The 20632-nt window shown below is 53.7% G+C and carries 21 protein-coding genes; 9 read left to right on the top strand and 12 right to left on the bottom strand.

Annotated features, from left to right (window positions below; all coding sequences use genetic code 11):
• Positions 1-132 precede the first annotated feature (132 nt).
• From BM320_RS06455 to BM320_RS06445, 3 genes are all read left to right on the top strand, one after another.
• Complete coding sequence (locus BM320_RS06455) at positions 133-1560, top strand: circularly permuted type 2 ATP-grasp protein (RefSeq protein WP_090197871.1); 1428 nt, start codon at positions 133-135, stop codon at positions 1558-1560.
• Between the two features lie 25 nt (positions 1561-1585).
• Positions 1586-2521: an alpha-E domain-containing protein gene (locus tag BM320_RS06450; protein ID WP_165615002.1), complete on the top strand. Its 936-nt coding sequence runs from the start codon at positions 1586-1588 to the stop codon at positions 2519-2521.
• Between the two features lie 101 nt (positions 2522-2622).
• Positions 2623-3372, top strand: a complete 750-nt coding sequence (locus BM320_RS06445) for a proteasome-type protease (protein WP_090197865.1) — start codon at positions 2623-2625, stop codon at positions 3370-3372.
• 98 nt (positions 3373-3470) lie between these two features.
• On the opposite strand, the gene BM320_RS06440 is transcribed toward BM320_RS06445, so the two are convergent.
• The 4 genes from BM320_RS06440 to mgtE are packed head-to-tail and all read right to left on the bottom strand — an operon-like array spanning position 3471 to position 7278.
• On the bottom strand, positions 3471-4514 hold the full coding sequence (locus BM320_RS06440; protein ID WP_090197862.1) for a succinylglutamate desuccinylase/aspartoacylase family protein: 1044 nt from the start codon (positions 4512-4514) through the stop codon (positions 3471-3473).
• A complete protein-coding gene (gene rimK / locus BM320_RS06435) occupies positions 4514-5419 on the bottom strand; it encodes a 30S ribosomal protein S6--L-glutamate ligase (RefSeq protein WP_090197859.1) in 906 nt (301 codons plus the stop codon). The genes BM320_RS06440 and rimK overlap by 1 nt, the downstream gene beginning before the upstream one ends.
• A gap of 30 nt (positions 5420-5449) precedes the next feature.
• Complete coding sequence (locus BM320_RS06430; protein ID WP_090200423.1) at positions 5450-5902, bottom strand: ATP-dependent zinc protease family protein; 453 nt, start codon at positions 5900-5902, stop codon at positions 5450-5452.
• 2 nt (positions 5903-5904) lie between these two features.
• Complete coding sequence (gene mgtE / locus BM320_RS06425; protein ID WP_090197857.1) at positions 5905-7278, bottom strand: magnesium transporter; 1374 nt, start codon at positions 7276-7278, stop codon at positions 5905-5907.
• A gap of 80 nt (positions 7279-7358) precedes the next feature.
• Between mgtE and BM320_RS06420 the strand changes: the two genes are divergently transcribed.
• A complete protein-coding gene (locus BM320_RS06420; RefSeq protein ID WP_242650965.1) occupies positions 7359-7670 on the top strand; it encodes a hypothetical protein in 312 nt (103 codons plus the stop codon).
• Here the strand turns inward: BM320_RS06420 and BM320_RS16550 are convergent.
• From BM320_RS16550 to BM320_RS06390, 6 genes are all read right to left on the bottom strand, one after another.
• The gene (locus tag BM320_RS16550) at positions 7667-7885 is read right to left on the bottom strand and encodes a hypothetical protein (protein WP_278246430.1); all 219 of its coding nucleotides are present in this window, start codon (positions 7883-7885) and stop codon (positions 7667-7669) included. The genes BM320_RS06420 and BM320_RS16550 overlap by 4 nt on opposite strands.
• Positions 7886-7896: 11 nt before the next feature.
• Positions 7897-8358 carry a class I SAM-dependent methyltransferase gene (locus BM320_RS16545; protein ID WP_165615001.1) on the bottom strand — a complete coding sequence of 154 codons (462 nt, stop codon included), beginning with the start codon at positions 8356-8358 and terminating at the stop codon, positions 7897-7899.
• An 84-nt stretch (positions 8359-8442) separates the two neighbouring features.
• Complete coding sequence (locus BM320_RS06405) at positions 8443-9636, bottom strand: class I SAM-dependent methyltransferase (RefSeq protein ID WP_090197849.1); 1194 nt, start codon at positions 9634-9636, stop codon at positions 8443-8445.
• Positions 9633-10901, bottom strand: coding sequence for a class I SAM-dependent methyltransferase (locus BM320_RS06400; RefSeq protein ID WP_090197846.1), 1269 nt, complete (start codon positions 10899-10901; stop codon positions 9633-9635). Before BM320_RS06400 ends, BM320_RS06405 begins: the two co-directional genes overlap by 4 nt.
• The gene (locus tag BM320_RS06395; RefSeq protein WP_090197844.1) at positions 10898-11929 is read right to left on the bottom strand and encodes an NAD-dependent epimerase/dehydratase family protein; all 1032 of its coding nucleotides are present in this window, start codon (positions 11927-11929) and stop codon (positions 10898-10900) included. Before BM320_RS06395 ends, BM320_RS06400 begins: the two co-directional genes overlap by 4 nt.
• 8 nt (positions 11930-11937) lie before the next feature.
• The gene (locus BM320_RS06390) at positions 11938-12642 is read right to left on the bottom strand and encodes a glucose-1-phosphate cytidylyltransferase (protein WP_090197841.1); all 705 of its coding nucleotides are present in this window, start codon (positions 12640-12642) and stop codon (positions 11938-11940) included.
• Positions 12643-12999: 357 nt separating this feature from the next.
• Here BM320_RS06390 and BM320_RS16455 point away from each other — a divergent pair, with 357 nt between their 5' ends.
• A complete protein-coding gene (locus BM320_RS16455; protein WP_090197838.1) occupies positions 13000-14139 on the top strand; it encodes a hypothetical protein in 1140 nt (379 codons plus the stop codon).
• 3 nt (positions 14140-14142) lie between these two features.
• On the opposite strand, the gene BM320_RS06380 is transcribed toward BM320_RS16455, so the two are convergent.
• Positions 14143-15372: a rhamnan synthesis F family protein gene (locus tag BM320_RS06380; protein ID WP_090197836.1), complete on the bottom strand. Its 1230-nt coding sequence runs from the start codon at positions 15370-15372 to the stop codon at positions 14143-14145.
• Between the two features lie 355 nt (positions 15373-15727).
• Here BM320_RS06380 and rfbC point away from each other — a divergent pair, with 355 nt between their 5' ends.
• From rfbC to rfbA, 4 genes are read left to right on the top strand one after another with little or no spacing between them, the layout of a single operon-like run.
• Positions 15728-16288 (top strand): dTDP-4-dehydrorhamnose 3,5-epimerase, encoded by a 561-nt coding sequence (rfbC, locus tag BM320_RS06375; protein ID WP_165615046.1) that lies wholly within the window; start codon positions 15728-15730, stop codon positions 16286-16288.
• On the top strand, positions 16285-17334 hold the full coding sequence (rfbB, locus tag BM320_RS06370) for a dTDP-glucose 4,6-dehydratase (protein ID WP_090197830.1): 1050 nt from the start codon (positions 16285-16287) through the stop codon (positions 17332-17334). The genes rfbC and rfbB overlap by 4 nt, the downstream gene beginning before the upstream one ends.
• Entirely contained in the window at positions 17331-18203 is an 873-nt protein-coding gene (gene rfbD / locus BM320_RS06365; RefSeq protein WP_090197828.1) for a dTDP-4-dehydrorhamnose reductase, read from the top strand. The genes rfbB and rfbD overlap by 4 nt, the downstream gene beginning before the upstream one ends.
• Positions 18193-19062, top strand: coding sequence for a glucose-1-phosphate thymidylyltransferase RfbA (gene rfbA / locus BM320_RS06360; RefSeq protein ID WP_090197826.1), 870 nt, complete (start codon positions 18193-18195; stop codon positions 19060-19062). Before rfbD ends, rfbA begins: the two co-directional genes overlap by 11 nt.
• Here rfbA and BM320_RS06355 read toward each other — a convergent pair.
• Positions 19059-19964 (bottom strand): rhamnan synthesis F family protein, encoded by a 906-nt coding sequence (locus BM320_RS06355; protein WP_242651025.1) that lies wholly within the window; start codon positions 19962-19964, stop codon positions 19059-19061. The two genes, rfbA and BM320_RS06355, sit on opposite strands and share 4 nt — an antisense overlap.
• Positions 19965-20632 lie beyond the last annotated feature (668 nt).

Here is a 20632-nt window from a genome sequence, read left to right as displayed (position 1 = left end):
GTGAACTATTTCCTCAATAAGTGCCGCAAGAGGCTTGGTTTCGCTCATTAGATGTTATTTCTTGATCAATGAAAATAGTTTGGCGTGAATGAACGCTGTCACAAAGGTCCGATGCCTAAAAAAACGACAGGAATGAGTATGTATAACGAGATGTTTCGTGATTCAGCATTGCGCGCCGAATATGCAGTGATTGATGCCTGGCTAAAAAAACATGGGCCAGTGGCCTTGCTCGAGCGGCAGGCAGAAGCAGAAGAATTGTTCCGCCGCATCGGTATTACATTTGCGGTCTATACCGAAGGCACCGACCCCGACCGGCTTATTCCTTTTGATATGGTGCCGCGCGTATTTAACGAAAGCGAATGGTCGATTGTCGAACGCGGCTCTATTCAACGGGCCAACGCGCTGAACTGCTTTATTGCCGATGTGTATGGCGCGCGAAACATCGTCAAAGAAGGGATCATGCCCGAAGAAATGATCCTGAAAAATCCCGCCTATCTCAAACAGATGAACGGCTACCGGCCACCCAATGATATCTGGTCGCATATTATCGGCGTTGATATCGTACGCACCGGTGAAGGCCAGTTTTATGTGCTCGAAGACAATTGCCGCACCCCATCTGGCGTGTCTTATGTGTTGCAAAACCGCGAAGTCATGCACCGCATGTTCCCCGATCTGTTCGAAGGCGGGCATGTGCGCCCTGTTGACGGCTACGGCGAATTGCTTGCCACGGCCATGCAAGATGTGGCGCCCGCAAATTGCAGCGGACGGCCGACGCTCGCACTGCTGACACCGGGCCAATACAATTCGGCCTATTACGAACATTATTTTCTCGCGGATCTGATGGGGATCGAACTTGTCGAAGGGTCCGATATGTTTGTCGAAGACGACATTGTCTATATGCGTACAACCAACGGCCCCGAACGCGTTGATGTGCTTTACCGGCGACTTGATGATGACTTTATGGACCCCGAAGTGTTTTTCGAAGGTAGCACGCTAGGCGTTCCGGGAATTATTCGCGCTATGAAAGCAGGCAATATTACGCTTGTGAATGCGCCAGGAACGGGCATTGCGGACGATAAATCGATCTATACCTATGTGCCCGATATGATCCGGTTTTACCTGAACGAAGAACCGATCATCGAAAACGTACCTACCTATTGCTGCGAGCGCCCCGATGAATTGAAATATGTGCTTGATCATCTGGCCGAACTTGTCGTCAAGGAAGTACATGGATCAGGCGGCTACGGCATGCTTGTCGGGCCGACATCAACGCCTGAACAAGTGGAAGAATTCCGCGCCAAACTGGTCGCAAACCCGACCAATTACATCGCACAGCCGACGCTGGCGCTGTCGACCTCGCCGGTTTTGACGCCTGACGGCATGTCGCCGCGCCATGTGGATTTACGGCCCTTTGTCATTTCAGGCAAGAAAACCGCATTGATCCCCAGCGGATTAACACGAGTAGCCCTGCAAGAAGGATCGCTGGTGGTAAATTCGAGTCAGGGCGGCGGCGTAAAAGATACTTGGGTACTCTCATCAGATCGGACATCACATGCTTAGCCGGACCGCAGAAGGACTTTTTTGGATGTCGCGCTATGTTGAACGCATGGACAATATGGCGCGGCTTTTGGATGCCGGACGCCGCATGGATGCGCTCCCACGTCAAAGCGGCGCCACATTAAGCGAATGGACATCCATCGTTATCGCCTCTGGCTGTTCTGGCAGTTTTCCGGGTGGTCCCGAAGCGGCGACATCAAGCACCGTGCGCGAACATCTGGTGCGCGACGAAACCAACCCGTCTTCGATTGTGTCGTGTATCCTTGCCGCGCGCCAGAATGCCAAGGCTGTGCGCCCTTCACTTACCTCCGAAGTCTGGGAGGCGATTAACCAAACCCAGTCACAGCTGAAAAAACACCTCAGTGAAGAATTCGACCGCACGAACCTAACCGCATTTCTGGATTGGGTGCAGGGGCGCGCTGCGCTGATCGTAGGCTCGATCTTGGGCACGATGATGCGCGACCAGCGGCTCGGGTTTGTGCAAATCGGCAAATGGTTCGAACGCGCTGATGCGACCGCACGCCTTTTGGACGTGAAATACCATGTGCTGCTGCCCAAAGTTGCTGATGTTGGTGGCGGTCTTGATTATTTGCAATGGCTGCAAATCCTGCGCGCAGCCAATTCCGCGACCGCGTTTCGCCATGAATACGGACGCAGCCCCGATGCCGAAGGTGTGGTCGATATGCTTGTGCTGAACGCGCATAGCCCAAGATCGCTGCGCACGGCGCTGGACCAGCTATGTGTTGAACTGACAGAATTGGCACAAGCCGACGCAGCGCCGCAGCAAGAGCTGATCAAGAAATTCCGTAATAAAAATCAGTTACTTATTGATCAGGATCTGGACGAAATATTTCAGTTCGGGCTGCATGAATGGCTGACCAATTTCATTCTTGATACCAACAGTCTGGCCGCTATGACTGCGGACGCATTTGGTTTCGGAGCCGTCACAACGCCTGATCAATAATCTTAGATGCATTTTTGGCAAGTCTGCTGCATTGATCAACTTGCAGCACCTGCCAAGATGCCGCATAGATCGGCTCTGGAATTTCGCCACTGGAGCAAAACATGACCTATTGCGTCGCAATCAAACTTGATGCCGGTATGGTTTTTCTGTCGGACACGCGCACCAACGCGGGTCTTGATAATATTGCCAAATTCAAAAAGATGTTCACTTGGGAAGTCCCGAATGACCGCTGCATTACGTTGATGACTGCGGGTAATCTTGCGATAACACAGGCTGTGATCTCGTTGCTGCAAGAAAACATCGACCACCCTGAAAACGGGCTCGAAACAATTCTTTCGGCGCCCTCGATGTTCCGGATCGCCGAACTGGTGGGTGATGCGATGCAGGTCGTGCAAACCCGCTATGGGCCGGGCATGTCGCAAACCGGCGAAAGCACCATGAGTTCAATTCTTGTCGGTGGACAGCGCGCCGGTGGGGCGCACCGTCTGTTCCATGTCTATACGGCTGGCAATTTTATCGAAGCTACTCCCGAAACCCCCTATTTCCAGATCGGCGAACATAAATACGGCAAACCGATCCTTGACCGGATCATCACGCCTGAAACGCCGCTGGATGTTTCGGTGACGGCCGCGCTTTTGTCGATGGATTCAACCTTGCGGTCGAACCTTTCGGTGGGGATGCCGCTGGATTTGTCGGTGATTGAAACGGGCAAGCTGAAGTTTGCACAAAACCGCCGTATCGAAGAATTCGATCCCGATTTTCAACGTCTGTCTACCGGCTGGTCTAGCGCATTGCGAAAAGCCTTTGACGAAATGTTGCATTTGAATATCACGCGGCAAGACCCCGTTTAAGATCCTGCAAACACGCCTTCGGCGCGAATTTCCCTACCCCTTAAGACAGGATCAAAAGCCGGCGATGCGCAGGCTTTTGACTGTTGGGCCTGTGCGGGTCAGATGATTTCATCTTCGTCGAACAGCGGGTCGTCGGTCAATTGATCGTTCAGATCGCCAACGGCGTCTTCTGCCTTTGACATGGATTTAACGCGCGCAAGATGGAATACCGCGTCGCCTTCATTGACGATGGGCAGCACGGCGCGGCCAACCACAATCCCGTTGAACGGCGCGACGATTTCCTCTTCTTTTTCGCCAAACGGGTCGGCCACAACGCCCATTACGTCACCTTCAGCGACAACATCGCCTTCGGCTTTGAATGTGCGGATCAGCCCGCCAGCCGGAGCCCGCAGCCATTTGCTGGAACTGCAATATTGCGGTGGCGCCTTGGGTTTGGCGATACCTTTTGCCGCGACCATATTGACGTGCCGCAAGACCCGCAAAATACCTGCAACCCCTGCCCGCACCGACATTTCATCAAATCGCAGGCCTTCGCCGGCTTCATACAGCAAAATATCCTTGCCAATCTCTTTGGCCGCGCCGCGTAACGATCCTTCGCGCAGGGGCGATTGCAAAATCACGGGTGCGCCAAAAACTTCGGCAAGTTCGGCGGTATAGGTATTATCCGGCGAAATGCGCACTTGGGGTAGATTGGTGCGGTGGATGGCCGCGGAATGCAGATCAATGCCAAGATCGCTGCGCGCAACAATTTCGGTCAGGAAAAGATGCGCGAGCCGCGACGCAAGCGAGCCGCCCACAGTACCAGGAAACATCCGGTTAAGGTCGCGCCGGTCAGGCAAATACCGCGAATGGTTAATGAACCCGAATGCGTTCACAATCGGGATCACAATCAGCGTGCCGCGCAGCGATTTGAGATTTGGCGCGCGCAACAGACGCCGCACAATTTCGACGCCGATCACCTCATCACCGTGGATGCCCGCGCTGACAAACACGGTCGGGCCATCGGCCTTACCGTGAATGACGTGCACCGACATGGAAACCGGCGTGTGATCCGACAGCACACTGACCGGAAGGTCAACGGTCCGACGGGTGCCTGCGGCGATACGATGCCCGCCAATCTCAAACGCTGCGCGAATAGGCATTAGCCTTTGCCCTTTGTCTTTGTGTTGCCTTTTGCAGCATTCTTTTCGATGTATTCGATGATCTTGCCAGCAACGTCGAGGCCAGTCGCCTTTTCAACGCCTTCGAGACCCGGAGACGAGTTTACTTCCATCACCACTGGGCCATGATTTGCGCGCAGCATATCCACGCCGCAAACATTCAGCCCCATTGATTTGGCGGCGCGCACAGCGGTAGAGCGTTCTTCGGGCGACAGTTTGATCAGCTTGGCCGACCCGCCACGGTGCAGGTTTGAACGGAAATCGCCTTCGGCACCGGTGCGTTTCATCGCGGCAATCACTTTGCCACCGACAACAATCGCACGAATATCTGTGCCGCCGGATTCCTTGATGAATTCTTGCAGCAGGATGTTCACACCCGCGCCGCGGAACGCCTCGACCACCGATTTTGCCGACCGGTCGGTATCAGCTAGAACAACGCCGATCCCTTGGGTCCCTTCCAGCAGTTTGATTACTACCGGCGCGCCGCCGGCAAGTTTCAGCACCTGTTCGGTCTGCTTTGGATCATGCGCAAATGTGGTGACAGGAAGGCCGATACCATCACGCGCCAGCAATTGCATCGACCGCAATTTGTCGCGGCTCCGGCCAATGGCCACGCTTTCATTCAGCGGATAAACACCCATCATTTCGAACTGGCGCAAGACGGCCAGACCGTAAAAGGTAACCGATGTCCCGATACGCGGGATCACAGCGTCAAACCCTTCGAGCTTTTCGCCATTGTAGTACATTTCAGGACGCCGCGACGCGATGTTCATATAGCACTGCAACGTATTGATAACATGGAATTCATGGCCGCGCGCTTCTGCGGCTTCTTTCAGACGCTGGTGCGAATACAATTTGGCATTACGTGCCATCATAGCGATTTTCATGAGAAAATCCTTTCTGCCTAAAAGGCTTTACTAACCGTTCTTGCGGGTCAGGGTTGCGCGGCGCGTATGCACAGCGATGTTGTGATGTTTGAGCGCAGTACGCCCGACGATCATCTCGAAACGCATATTGCTGCGATCAGTCAGCGACACTGAAATTGGCCATGATCTGTCGATCAGTTTCAGGTCGGTACGAATGACGATCCGTTCTTCGGCGATGCCGCTGGTATTCTTGATTTCGCGCCGGTCATAGATCGGGGTTTCGACCCAGACTTCGGCAGCATTTGAATCGGGCTGCACCTGAAAACGCACCCATTCCTTGCCGTCACGATCAAACGGTTCGATGTTGGTCGCATGGAGCGCGGATGTCCGCGCGCCGGTGTCGATTTTCGCCTTGATCTGGCGCAAACCCAGTTCCGGCAGATCAAGATATTCAGTCCAGCCGATGACCATCAGGTCGGGCTTTGGTTTTTTGGGGTTTTTCATAATCACACCAGCCATGGCATCATGAGGGTTGCAAGGCTAAGCACAAAGAAAAAGCCAGCCATATCGGTTACAGTTGTCAAAAGCGGGCCACTGGCCACAGCAGGGTCTTGGCCGATCCGTTTCAATAGAAGCGGAACAACGCCGCCAATTGAGACAGCCAGCATGGTATTGAGCGCCAGCGCCATACCAATCACAAGCCCAAGCGCAGGGCTGCCCTTCCAGACCCAGGCCACCAGCCCGATCAGGACACCAAGCGCGATACCATTGATGACCCCGACGCTGATTTCCTTAAGCCAGACCCGCAAGACATCCTTTGGACGCACTAGCCCGAGGCTAAGTTCGCGCATGGTGACGCCGACCGCCTGATTGCCCGAACAGCCCGACATATCCGACACCATCGGCAAAAACACCGCAATCGCAATCACCGCGACTAGCGTTTCCTCATAGGCCGAAATCACAGAAGCCGCGATCATGTTCAAAACGATATTGGCCGACAGCCATGCAAGCCTGCGCCGTGACCGCAACCATGTCGGCATGGAACGCACTTCGTCACCGACAACACCCTGCAGTTTGAGGTTTTCGCTTTCCGAACGTTCAAGCAAGGCCCGCGACACCGCATCGCGTGAAACAACACCAAGCAACCGCCCCGCGTCATCCACAACAGGAATGCCAAGAAAGTCGTATTTGTCGAAAATATCTTCAAGGTCAGACAAAGGTGCCTGCGCGAGAACGGTCATTGGTTCGACCATAAACGTCGTCAATAACGTCGCGCGTTTGGTCGACAAAAGACCGCGCAAAGATACAACGCCAACAAGTTTTCCTTCCGCGTCAACAATATAGGGGTGCTGGCCACGATAACGGTCAACATCCTCGTCGTCTTTTGCAAGCACCTTGATCACGTCGCTGACGGTCATTGTGTCGCGACATTCGAACACTTCCGACATCATCAAACCGCCGGCAGTATCATCATCATATTCCGAAAGCCTGCGCACATCCGCCGCATCTTCGGCATCCATCTGCTCAAGGATCGCTTCGGCTTCTTCGGTTTCCATGTCGCCGATCAGGTCGGCCTGAACATCCGAATCCATCTCTTCGATGATTTCGACAGCCCGCGCGGTCTCGAGGTCCTCCATAAGATCGGCAGCCAGTTCGTGTGGCGCTTCCTCAAGAAGATCCGCTGCCAACTCGGGCGAGATCAACGTCAAGACAGCACTGCGATCGTCTTGCGATAGGCCAAGCAACTCGCGCAACGCTTCCGATAGCGTCAGTTGCGCAAATAGCTTGCTCAATTGGTCGGCATCGCGCGCAACCACCGCAGCCTGAAGCTGTTGTGACAAATCGATGTCCTGCGCGATGGCACCTACAAAATGATTCATATGCATTCTCCTTGGGCGGTGTTTACATAGACAAATAAATGTTGTCTATAGGTAAGTATATTTATCTAATGAGGCAGAAAATGTCAGATTTCTCAGTCGCAGCACGGCAGATCGCGGGTCTTTACGCCGTCAGCTTTGGCGGTAAACCAAGCGGCCGGTTCCGGCTGTCTTCAAAGCAGGTCAAGGAATTGTTGGGGCGCAGACGGCTATATGCGGAAGATATCCAGCAGCTCAGCCGAGCCATACTCGAAGAAGGTTACGTTCTTATTGATATGGACAGCTTTTTCGTCGTGCTCAGCGCAAACGCATTTGTTAACTACCGACGGGTCAGCGCGGATGCATTGGCCAAGGCAAAAACGCAAATCCACACAGATCAATTGGGGCGTTCTTAGGTCTTGATAATGAATCCCTGCCCCGTCGGCAACGACAGGATATGGAGCCCCATTTGCGCGCACAGCGCATCCATCGCGACTTTTTGGGGTTCATAGTCCTTCTGGGCATAGTCATCCAGCAGGACCGATCCACCCGTCACGATCCGGTCCCAGACGAACCGCAGCGCGGCGATCTCGGGCTGCGGATTATTCATATCAATATGGATAGACGCCAATTGTTTGCTGGTCAGCTGGTCCAATGTGTCGGGGATAAATCCGGCGAAAATTTCACATTCCGGAATTCCGCGAAATTCGCGCGCACTTCCATTTCATCGGACACATAGCGGCCGCTTGAAAGCGCGTCACGGTTGGCGCGCGTAAGTTCTTGATCCGCTAACAGATGCGCGGGGTTCATCCCCCCAAACGAGTCGAACAAAAAGAATGACTTGTTGCGCGCGTTCCAATCAAGATCAAGCATTCCGCCGGATGCCAACATCCCATAGTTGACCCCGAATTCGACGAAATCGCCGGGCAGATTTACAGCCGTGCGCAATCCGTCAAATTCAAAATCATCGGATGCACCCGAAGGTTTGCGCCCTTCTTCATAGCCATAAGCAAGGTAACGGGACCAAGGATCAACGCCGGCTTTGCGAACGTCGTCGTAAACGGCAAGATAGAGTTCCGGATCAAACCAAGTTGGATGGGTCACAAAACGCTGCCTTTTCATGGCTGTCCCAAGCGTCTTATTTCAGGGATATTGGTCCGGCGGCCACAATGTAGAAAACGGACAAAATCATCCGTTCCTTAACGTCATTACCTGCGCGTTACAGCCCAGCTTGCGCAGGTCTTGTGTAATTTCGTCAAGATAGATCGCGTTCATCGCTACAACGATATCAGGCTGCGTATTGGCAAGCGAAGCAGGTTCAGAAATCTTGAACGGCATACCTGGCACGTATTTGCCCCATCGGTTCGGGTTAATGTCGATGATCGACGTGATCTGTTTTGGCGACCCAATAGCATGCCAAAGCGAGATACACTTTGAACCCGACCCCCAAAAAGTCACTTTTTGGCCTGCGTCTAGTGCATTGATCAACGGCGTGCGCAAAGCATCAATCGCGGCCGCAATACCGGCTTCAAAAGTTTCAACCATCTCCAAGATGTCAGTTACAGGTTCTTCGATGTCGAAAGATTTATCCTGTGTCGGGTCAACAACCGCTTCGGCCAAAAGATACTGGTCGCCATAATCAAGCCAAAGCCGCTGAACGCCAAATCCGGCCTGTCGCAAAGCGCGTGCGAGTGCGCCAGGTGTAAAATACGAACAATGCTCATAATAGATGTCCTCGAACGCCATGTCGCGAAGCACTCGCGTCATGCTTGGCACTTCGATGAACGTAATCGCACCACCTGCTTTGACAGCGTGCCTGTGCATCCGGCCGAGCATTTCATGCACATCAATAATATGCTCAAGCGTATGCCGGTTGCTAATCAGCTTGGCGGGCAGATCCAAATGTTCGTCCGCGTAAAAGGCCTCGATCAGGTCTAGTTGTCCATGTTTGGGTGGAACAACACGGCCCTCGACGACGCTTGGGTCAATGCCGATGCCGCGCGCGGCACCTGCGTTGCACATAAGCGTCAAAAAATCGCCCTTTGAACAGCCGATGTCGATCACGGCTTCGCCTTCAAGCCTGTGACGCTGCACCAAGTCCTGCGCCAGTCGTCCCGCGAAAGAGTTGAATGTCGGGGAAAACGCCTGTTGATCTTCATATTCGGGCGAATAGGCTGACCAACGCTTGTCAAAGCGCAAGTTTGTGATTGTACCACAGCTCTGGCAAGTCGCGAGCTGCACATCCCCACGCGAAACCGCCAGCGCATCCGCCGCAGTATCCAACAGCAAGCATGCATGCACAGGAACCGCAGAAGCCGCGTAAAAGACCGGCCCCAGTTCACCGCCACAAGCCTTGCAACTTGGGATCGCGCCCGTGCTCATAATGCCGCACGCATATGCGCCCCGCGTGTCACAATGAGGTCAGGAATTGGCACGATGAAGGCCCTTTCGTTATCCGCAAAACTGGCGTTTTCTGTCATTATCTCATTCGCAAAATTCCACGCAAAGATAACCAGTGCGCCAATCCGCGTTTCATCAATTTCATCTGGGGCGACAATAGGAATGCGCGTGCCTGGCATCGCAAGCCCCTGTTTCCATGTGCTTTTGTCAGCAATATAGACGATATCGGATCGTTTGACATCAAAGTGGTGCAACAGCGTTGTTGCCTTGGCCGCAGCCCCGAACCCGGCCAATTGAACGCCGCGCGCCCGATAGTCGTCCAGCATTGCCCGAAACGCGGATTTCAGTTCCGCCATGCGCGCAAGAAGCGGCGCAAAGAACGCGGGGTCCCCGACGTTTCGCGCCTTCTCGACAGCCAGTAATCGTTCCAGTTCTGGGGTGCGCGATTGCGTGCGCCCCACTGTAATCCGCATGGACCCGCCATGCACCGCAGTACGTTCGGCATCGTTCAGGTAAAGCCCGTTGCGTTCAAAAATTGGCTGTACCGCAGTAAGTGACAAATACAGCAAATGCTGATGGTAAATCGTATCGAATGCGCAGTTGTCGACCAGATCAAGAAGATACGCAAATTCCAGGACCGCAATGCCATCCTCTGATAGAACCTCGGCAATTCCGGCAACGAAATCATTGGGATCCGCGACATGGGCCAACACATTATTGGCCAAAAACAGGTCAGCTGGCGGCCCGTCCGCTGCGATCTCGCGGGCGCGCGCGGCGGTAAAGAACCCATGGATTGTTTCGATGCCTTTGGATCGCGCGACATCGACCGGCCCATCGGACGGGTCGATCCCCAAAACAGGAATCCCTGCCTCTTTGAAACAGCGCAACAAATAGCCGTCATTTGATGCGGCTTCCATCACGCGGCTTGAACCGTCCAAATCCAGTTTGGCGATAAGCGTTTCTGCGCTTTGACGAAAATATTGACTTAAGGCGTTCGAAACGGACGAATAATAGGGATATTCCTCGTGGAACAGAATACGCGGTTCTACCGTTTCTTGAATTTGCGCCAGCCCGCAATCAGGGCACAGCACAAAGGTCAAAGGCGCCCGCATATCCTTGCCCGCGTCATTGGGGTCAACCAATCGGTCGGCGATTGGCGTGGCCCCAAAGCGATGTAGAACATGGAGCGGCGCTGCAGCGCAGGACCGACAGCAATCCAGCGAAACATGAGGGGCGATCGGGGTCATGCAACCGCTCTTTTTTGCCAACGCAATGTTTTGTCGACGGCGCCGCTCGCGATTAGTCCTTTGATATGCGCCAAGCGTTGATAGCGCGGCCCCTCAAATTCGGTGACGGGTACAGGATTTGCATCAAGCGCGTCACGCAGTGCCGCGATACCCGCAGGCACCGTCCATTTGGGCGCAAATCCGATACTTTTGATCTTGGTGCAATCCACGCGGTAGGTGCGAATGTCCGGCGATACCTCGTCTGCGAATGTTATTTCGGTCCCCGTGATGGCCGCCTTGACCATTTCCGCCAAATGCTTGATCTGGATTGAATCCTCGGTTTTGCCGACATTGAATGCTTGCCGGTGCACTGCAACGCGCGGCGCAAATGCGGCATCCACAAAGGCCTGCGCCATATCCTCGGCGTGCACCAACGGGCGCCATGCCGAGCCATCAGATTTTAGACGCACCTGACCGGTCGCTTTGGCCCAAGCCGTGAGATTATTGACGACAAGATCGAACCGGATGCGTGCCGACAATCCATAGGCCGTCCCACTGCGCATCGAGACCGTACAAAAGCTGTCAGACGCAAGCCTATCCAATGCTTCTTCGGAGCGGATTTTTGATACGGCGTAAGGTGTCACCGGACGCAGCGGGCTGTTTTCGGTCAGCAGATCTTCACCGCCAATGCCATAGCTCGAGCAACTTGACGAAAACACAAAACGCCCGACACCCGCCGCCTTTGCGGCCTGCGCCAGACGGCTTGTTGCAACAAAGTTGATGTCATGCGTAAGCGCAGGGTCCAAATCCCCGAGCGGATCGTTCGACAGCCCCGCAAGATGGATAACTGTATCCTGCCCCTCGAGATCAGCAGGGACAACGTCGCGAATATCTTTGGCGATGGTCGGGACATCATAGGGATCACAAACAAAGCTTGCGCCATGATAAAGATCGCAATCCAAGCCGGTAACTGTCGCCCCCTGCGCGACCAGTTTTTGAACAAGATGTGACCCGATATAACCACGGCTACCAGTGACTAAAACACGCATACTATTTCCTACCAAACCTTCCATGGCGCTTGACCGTTTTGCCAAATGCTTTCCAGCAAACGCTTTTCCCTAAGTGTGTCCATACATTGCCAAAACCCAGCGTGGCGATAGGCCATCAACTGACCATCGCGCGCAAGGTTTTCCATCGGCGCGTTCTCGAAAGCGATGTCATCGCCGTCAATGTAGTCAAATACCGCCGGTTCCAGAATGAACAGACCGCCATTGATCCAGCCTTCGGCTTCGGGCGGCTTCTCTTCGAATTGCGTCACACGGTCCCCATCCAAAGACAAATGCCCAAAGCGTGCAGGCGGGCGCACAACCATCACTGTCGCGCACTTGCCATGCGCCCGATGAAACGCGAGCATCCCTTGCAGATCCACACTCGAGACCCCGTCGCCATAAGCAAGAATGAAAGCACCGTCGCCAAGATGCGGCGCAAGCCGTTTGATCCGACCGCCAGTATTAGTGTCGCGACCTGTTTCGACCAGATCGATTGCTAAATCAGCGGGCGAAAAATCCAGCGCCCAGCGTTTGATACATTCGCCCTTATAGCCAAGCGCAATTGTGAAATCATCAAGTCCAAATGCCGAAAAATGTTTCAAGATATGCCACAGGATTGGCTGGCCACCAATTTCGACCATCGGCTTTGGCCGCAGGTCCGTTTCTTCGGACAATCTTGTGCCGTAACCACCAGCAAGAACGGCGACCTTCATCTTCAATTCCACACTGTACTTGTTAATTGAATAGGGCTCCCTCTTAATTCCATTTCGCCCGTGCGAAAAGCAATTTCGGGCATTGTCCCAATATTTTCGCGCATTTACGTCTTTGAACATTGTTCCCCAACCCCAAGTCAATGCGCAATACGCAACCTAACAACCCTAAGGCGTCCCCCTGCATGCTGTGAATATCTAACGCGCCGAACTGCCCGCTATAAAAACCGTGCGACCGGTAAAAAACAGCCCATACAACTGGCTTGTGATAGATTGCGCCGTTAAACTATCTCGTGCGGTACCACCTATTTGATTTTGCGCGCATGCAACGGCTCGTGCGTTCGCACCACGGAGTCCACCATGAAAAAGCAACACCTCTATTTTCACATTGGTATCCCGAAGACGGGGTCGTCAGCTCTGCAGGGGCTATTATCATTCAACGCAAAAACCCTTACCCAGTGCGGCGCCGCATATCCATTCCCCGAAAGCGCGGCGACAGTTTCATCCGGCTTTTGCTCAGGCAATCTTGTCCACATGGTGCAAAAACAAGCGACCAATGATACCGACACAGACGCAGACCCTCGGCATTCAACGCGCCAGTTTGAGAAAATAATTCGGCTTGGTGCCGCTGAAACAAGTCAAGACAAGGTAATATTCAGTTCCGAAACTCTATCCGAAAGACAGTTCGAGCAAACGGGCGAACTGTTCCGCAATCTCATGGTCGACTTTGATGTGACGCTGATCGCGTTTGTGCGCGACGTTTATGACCAATCCGTTTCTGGATGGAAACATCATGCCAAATTAGGGTGGCGAGTGCCTGTTTTTGGCGCACATGTTTCGAGTGTCATCGAGTCGCCTTTGCGCGTGAGTTACGAAAACTTGGAATGCCTTGTATCATCGGGCTTTGACGTGCGCATCATCAACTATGATATTCACCGCAAACACATCTTTTCATCATTGCTGCATGAAATCGGATTGGATTCTGCCAAGCCACAATTGCGCGCTCTGACAGATAGACCAAGTAACGCTTCGATTTCATATGCACAGGCCGATCAAATTGTGGCGACAGACAATCACGTCGGCTCAGCCCTGTTGAAAGCATTGTTGATCCGCCGGCATTGCGCAGAGCCCGACCCCCAACCCGACCCCTATTTTCGAGAAATTGATCGTATGTTGCTTGGTTCGTTGTCTCAGTCACTTGCTGCGCTGAACGGCAAGTTACCGACAGGTGAACAGCTGCGCACGCAACTGCGCGATTATGATGATTCTGGTCTTGATACATATCGCATAGACGACCTTACGCCTCTCCTAGAGACGGTGCGCGAGGCAATGGAGATGGAACGCAACCGCCCCCCTTTCAAGCCGCACAAGTTGTTGCCAAACGGGTTCGACCCTTTGGTCTATTTGTTGCTGAACCCCGATGTAGCGGCGGCGGGTGTCGACCCTGTTGAGCACTATCTTGGCCATGGCCGGTTCGAGTGGCGGCAGTACTCGTGTTAACGCCTAGCGGTGAATTCCCGGGGTATGTGTGACTTGGGTTTTCCATCCTTTTTGCGTTGGCACCGCGCCAAACAACCGTTCAAGCGCATGCAGCATTGTCCCGTCGTTTGCTATCGGCTCTTTCGGATAATCTGACCATGTCAGCCCGAGTTCGACAAAAGGTCTAAGCGCGTCAGCGCGCGCCCAAAACATTGTACCTACAGGAAAATTAAACGCGTCTGGTAATGGCCCTGCCCCCAATTGCGCGGCGATCTTTTGTGCAGCTGCTGCGTTTTTCCCCCAGCCGGGAATATGGGGGTCTTCGGGATACACCATGCCGGTTTGCGCATCTTTGACCATCGCAGCAAGAATGCGGTCGATCATTGGTCCCGCCTGCGTGCTGCCCAGCGTATTGGAAAGCGACAGTTCCACCCATCTAGTGACCCACGCGTCATCCTTGGAAAAGAGGCTTTTCTTGGTGTGCACATGCCCGATCACGTCATAATCACCGATCAATACCGGCCCAAAACCCGTCAGCATCGGCCCGATGTCCCGCCCAACATTGGGAAAGACGGCAATTTCCTTAACCTGACCGGCATAGCGTGACAGGATTTCGCGTGCGATCATCGCATCGGCATCATTGCGGACGCTTACAAACAAGTCGGGGCAATAACGGTTGAGATTAAGCCGTCCCAAAATATCGGCCAACTGGTCAATGTAGTAGGCATGCACATGCAATGCGGCACATAGGCCGTTTGCATCCCCGTTTGACCGCATTGGTTTACCGCCCGCTATGACGCGAAATTGCCAGTCTCCGGCAGGACGGCCCAGTTGCAAAAACTTAACATACGGGTCGTCAAGTTCGTTCAGTTCTGGCGCCAATGCTTGGGCAAAGAGTTGCGGGTGAAAACCCGGTTCTGGTTTGCGCGGGTCAACACCGGAATGGCTATGGCTTAAATATGTCCGCGCAGCCGTGACCCGCGACATCGTGGACCCGCGCGCACCAAAACAAAATTCGGGTTGAAACGCGTTTGCTGCCAGAATTGCAGCAATATTTTTCGGGGTCGCCAGCTTGGGATTGCGCTTGGCCGCCGAGCGCGCAAAACGGCGGGATGCACGTTGCGAGACCGGCAAAATCATCCATGACAGCAAAGACAAGACGTAAAACGCAACATAGTTTGCAAGCAAGATAAGCACATAGTTGGCGGTTTGGCCCAATGGCTTTGCAGGTAAGACCACGATTGCGTCGGACATTGCGCCCCCTGCCGTCTTGCGTGGTTGATGTGATTTTTTCACTTTTACCTCTTGGGCAATTGGTAAACCTGCCCCTTGGAATGCGCTATAGGGGCCTATCTGGTAAGAGTGGCCTGCATGTATACGTCTGATCTTGCCGCAATGTGATCATGGATCAGCGAAAATTCCTGATACAGTCTTTTTGCCCGCCATGTCCACACGCCCGACCCTTCAGAAATAATGCATCCCTGCTTTGTTGCGCCCAAGTTGGACAGGCTGTAGCCTTTGTCCAATTACGCATTCGTCCCTGACCCGACCGGCAACGGACAAAAACCCCGCGACCGCTTTCTTAACTAAGTTGATGATAACCATGGCCATTTCCGTTCGCAAACTGACCCTACCCGAACTGGTTGTTATCCAACCCAAAAGGTTCGGCGATGCCCGCGGCTATTTTGAGGAAACGTGGAGCAGGCGCGATCTGCAGGGCGTCGGAATTGCGGTTGATTTTGTGCAGGACAACCATTCATTGTCTGAAGCCAAAGGCACGTTGCGCGGCTTGCATTTCCAAACACCGCCTTCTGCGCAGGACAAGCTTGTGCGCTGTACCAATGGGGCAATTTTCGATGTCGCTGTCGATATCCGGCGCGGATCACCAACCTATGGCGCATGGGCTGGCGTAGAATTATCCGCGCAGACCGGCGAACAGCTATTTGTGCCAAAAGGTTTTGCTCATGGTTTTGTGACGCTCGAACCGCACACCGAAGTGCAATATAAATGTTCCGATTATTACGACCCCGCCTGTGACAGGTCCATCAGCTGGGACAGTTTGAATATTGATTGGCCACTGTCGACGGCCACTGTCATTTCGGCCAAGGATGCTGTTGCGCCCGCTTTTGACGCATTTGTTTCGCCATTCACATTTGGCCCCGACCAATGAAGCTGCTTGTCACAGGCGGCGCAGGTTTTATCGGCTCGGCCTTGGTCCGGCTCGCTGTCGGGCGCGGGCATGACGTGGTGAATGTCGACGCGCTGACATATGCTGCATGTCTCGATAGCTTGCGGTCTGTTGAACATTCTTCTTTGTACAGCTTTGAACACGCCGATATCCGGGACCGGAACGCGCTTGATCGGATATTCGCCCGCCATGCGCCCGACGCTGTGGTGCATCTGGCCGCTGAATCCCACGTTGATCGCTCGATTGATGCACCGGCGGATTTCATCGCCACGAATATGACGGGCACATTCAACATGCTCGAGGCCGCAAGGGCGCATTGGACAGCCACCGGCAAGGCCCGCAGTTTCCGGTTCCATCATGTTTCGACCGACGAGGTGTTTGGCTCGCTTCCCGATGACCCGTCATTGAAATTCACCGAAGACAGCGCCTATGATCCGCGATCACCATATGCCGCCTCAAAGGCCGCGTCGGATCATCTGGTGCGGGCGTGGCATGAAACTTACGGGCTGCCTGTCGTGCTGACAAATTGCTCAAATAACTACGGCCCCTACCATTTTCCGGAAAAGCTCATCCCTGTTGTGATCTTAAATGCATTGGCCGGTCGCGATATCCCCGTCTATGGGCGCGGCGAAAATATCCGTGACTGGCTATATGTCGAAGACCATGCTGACGCCCTGCTGACGGTACTGGCAAACGGCAAGACCGGTCGCAGCTATAATATCGGTGGCAACAACGAACTGCGCAACATTGATCTTATTCGCATGATTTGCAGCATTCTTGACCGCAGGCGGCCAAAAAAAACGGGCGGATATGCCGATCAGATCACGCATGTTGCAGACCGGCCGGGGCACGATGCGCGCTATGCTATCGACGCAACGCGGATGCGTACGGAACTTGGTTGGACGACCTCCGTATCAATTCACGAAGGGCTGGAGCGGACAGTGCAATGGTATCTTGATAATGAAAACTGGTGGCGTCCACTTTTGGGGCGCAGCGGCGTTGGGTCAAGGCTGGGTATGTCTGCATGAAAATTCTGATCTTTGGCAAGACAGGTCAGGTCGCGACCGAACTCGCGCGCAATTGTCCCGATGACGTCTTTTGTCACTTTTTGGCGCGTACAGATGCAGACCTATCCGATCCCGCGCAATGCAAAGCCGCGGTTTTGGCAGCAGATGCAGATGCGGTGATCAATGCCGCAGCCTACACGGCCGTTGACGCCGCCGAGACCGATGCGCAAACCGCGCATGTTGTGAATGCGCAGACACCTGGCGCAATTGCGACAGCTTGCGCACAAATGGGGATTCCGTTTCTACACCTGTCAACGGAATATGTATTTGACGGGTCGGGTACATCGCCACACGCGCCGGACCACGCAACGCACCCTTTGTCAGCCTATGGGCGGTCAAAGCTGGAAGGTGAGCAGGCAATCAGGGCCAGCGGCGCACAACATCTGATTTTGCGCACAAGCTGGGTGTTTTCCGCGCATGGGCAGAATTTTTTCAAGACGATGCAAAGACTTGGAAAAAGCCGCGCGACCATAAATGTTGTTGCCGATCAAATTGGCGGGCCAACCGCGGCACGTGATATCGCAAATGCGCTGTTTATTGCAGCAAAGGCGATGGCCGAAGGTCACATGGGTGGCACGCACCATTTTGCCGGCTACCCGTATGTCAGCTGGGCGGAATTTGCGCGCGCAATCATGAAAGATTCCGGATTGCACTGTCAGATCCGCGATATCCCTACTTCCGCATACCCGACCATTGCAAAGCGCCCGCTGAATTCACGGCTTGACTGCATGTCGTTTACACAAATGTTTAAGGTCGCGCAGCCGGACTGGCGAAAAGGCCTGCGAGAAATTCTGGCAGAACAGAGTGATTGGGAACCCGATGAAACGTAAAGGTATAATTCTGGCGGGCGGGACAGGTTCGCGGCTATGGCCCATCACCATTGGTGTGTCAAAACAGCTTTTGCCGATTTATGACAAACCGATGATCTACTACCCACTTTCTGTTCTTATGCTAAGCGGCATCCGCGAAATCGCGATCATTACGACGCCAGAAGATCAGCCGCAGTTTCAGAAATTATTGGGGTGCGGCCGCCAATGGGGATTGGAACTGACCTATATCGTGCAGCCTGAACCAAAGGGGTTGGCACAGGCATATTTGCTGGCGCGCGCGTTTCTTGCGGGGGCGCCGTCGGCTATGGTATTGGGCGACAACATCTTTTTTGGACACGGCTTGCCCGAACTGCTTGCAGCCGCAGATGCCAGAAACAATTGCGCGACCGTGTTTGCATATCATGTCACTGATCCGGAACGCTATGGCGTATTCGATTTCGACAAATCCGGTAACGTCACCGATATCGTCGAAAAGCCCAAGCAAGCGCCTTCAAATTATGCGGTGACGGGGCTTTACTTTCTTGACGGGCGGGCACCGGACTTCGCCGCAAAAGTGGCGCCCTCCGCACGCGGGGAACTTGAAATCACGGATCTCCTAAGGCGCTACCGTGTCGAAGGATCGCTTAATGTCGAAATGCTCGGACGGGGGTTTGCTTGGCTAGATACCGGAACGCCCGCCAGCTTGCTTGACGCGGCAAATTATGTACGCACGATCACTGAACGTCAGGGTTTGCAGGTTGGATCACCTGATGAAATCGCCTACCGGTTGGGGTGGATTGATAAAGACGACCTGCGCCAACAAGCTGATACCTTTAAGAAAAGCACCTATGGCCAACAGCTTCGATCCATTCTTGACTAGTGCGGACGCCATGCTTTTTTCGGAAGTTCATCGCGATCAGCCGCGACGACCAGCCTGAGTTCTGCAAGTGCTTCTGCGTTGTCACATTGCATATCGCCATTTTCGACCGCATCCAGAAACCGGATGCGCCCGACCTGAAATAACCTGTCTGTGTTTTTCTTGACAAATGACGTCTGAAAAATCTGCTCGGTTGCCCAGCAAAACGACGCATTAAACCTGCGCGTTTTCACGACACGGCCAATATGATCAAGCGCCCGTTTCCGCCATATTTCGTCGCGCGGTGCGGCCAGCAACGCGGCGCATTCCTGTGCAAACACCTGATCCGAATAGGCAGCATAGCGCAATGTCTGTTCAATGAACCCATCAGAGCAGCCCTGCAACGCGTCCAAAAACGACTTTCGGCGCGACAAGGCCCCCACCGTTAGCCCCGCATCACCCAATGCGCGTGAAAATCCAACCTCGCCGCGCTTGATTGTCAGAAATTTGGAATCTGTTTGTTCATAGGTGTCCCAAAAACGTTTGAACGCCGGGTGTTCAAACGTTTTTCCTGGCACCATTGTTACATAAGATTCAATATGTTCAGCCCGTTTTTTCACCTGAAACGGTGTGAACTTTTTGTCTGGATATTCGTTGCGGGTCGGAACGTGAAAAAGCAATCCGGTCGCGTCATACTCGGCGTTTTCAAGCCGCTCGACGACATCGCTTTGTGTCCACATCGGAAACCAAACGCTGTCGTTCATCAAGACAAGGTTCTGCGGCGAAATCTGCTGCCGTTGTAGAAAATGGATTGCGTCACGAAAACCGCCAAAATCATAGCCGAAATTGGGTCGTTCAAGCAGCCGCCAAACATGCGCAATAACGGACTTGCGCCCGCTATCATGAAGGCCGCCATTTGCGACCATAATCACATTATAGCCCTTTGCCCCCATAAATTTGCACGTGCGTATCAAAGACGCCGGAACCGCCCCTTGCTGATACACAAGCAAGACACAGTATTTGTCGGTCGCCGCCTGCGCGGTTCCTGTCACTTTGACTTTTGCCCAACGCGCAGAATCATATTTCGCGCGAACGGAACGCTCCCGGATACGCCTCGGAATATCCGCAGTTTGCGCCGCCAATCGCAGCAACTCTCGCTTCAGTTTCCATACAGGTGGCAACACAAACCCAACTCATCAAAATTTCAAAAACGTTGCGAAGCAGCCGCTCCTTTGAACGAGGTAGCGCGTCCGATGCAGATAGTGCCAATAGCACGCCAAGACAATCCGGTTGTCCTCGGCAAAAGGCGATATTGACAAAAATGGGGTTCTCTGGGCTTAACTGCCTATGCTTCATTACTATTGCTTTGCACACGAACCAATTCGATTCAAGCCGGACCCACGCGTCGTCGTGATCGAAATGGGGCAAAAAGGGGCAAGCAAAACCGCCGGACATGACCGCGTTGAACACGCCTATGACTTGGTCCCCGACCTATCAGACGATCACTGTTGGTTGGGCGGCAGTCTGGGTAGCTTTGCGGTCTTACGACATCTGAAACAGGTAGACGCTGCGCCGACTGATCGCGTTTGCGTCT

This window comes from Yoonia tamlensis, from assembly GCF_900115105.1.
Lineage (GTDB): Bacteria > Pseudomonadota > Alphaproteobacteria > Rhodobacterales > Rhodobacteraceae > Yoonia > Yoonia tamlensis.
Note: the sequence above shows the minus strand (reverse complement) of the source record. Positions and strands in the feature narration are given on the sequence as shown.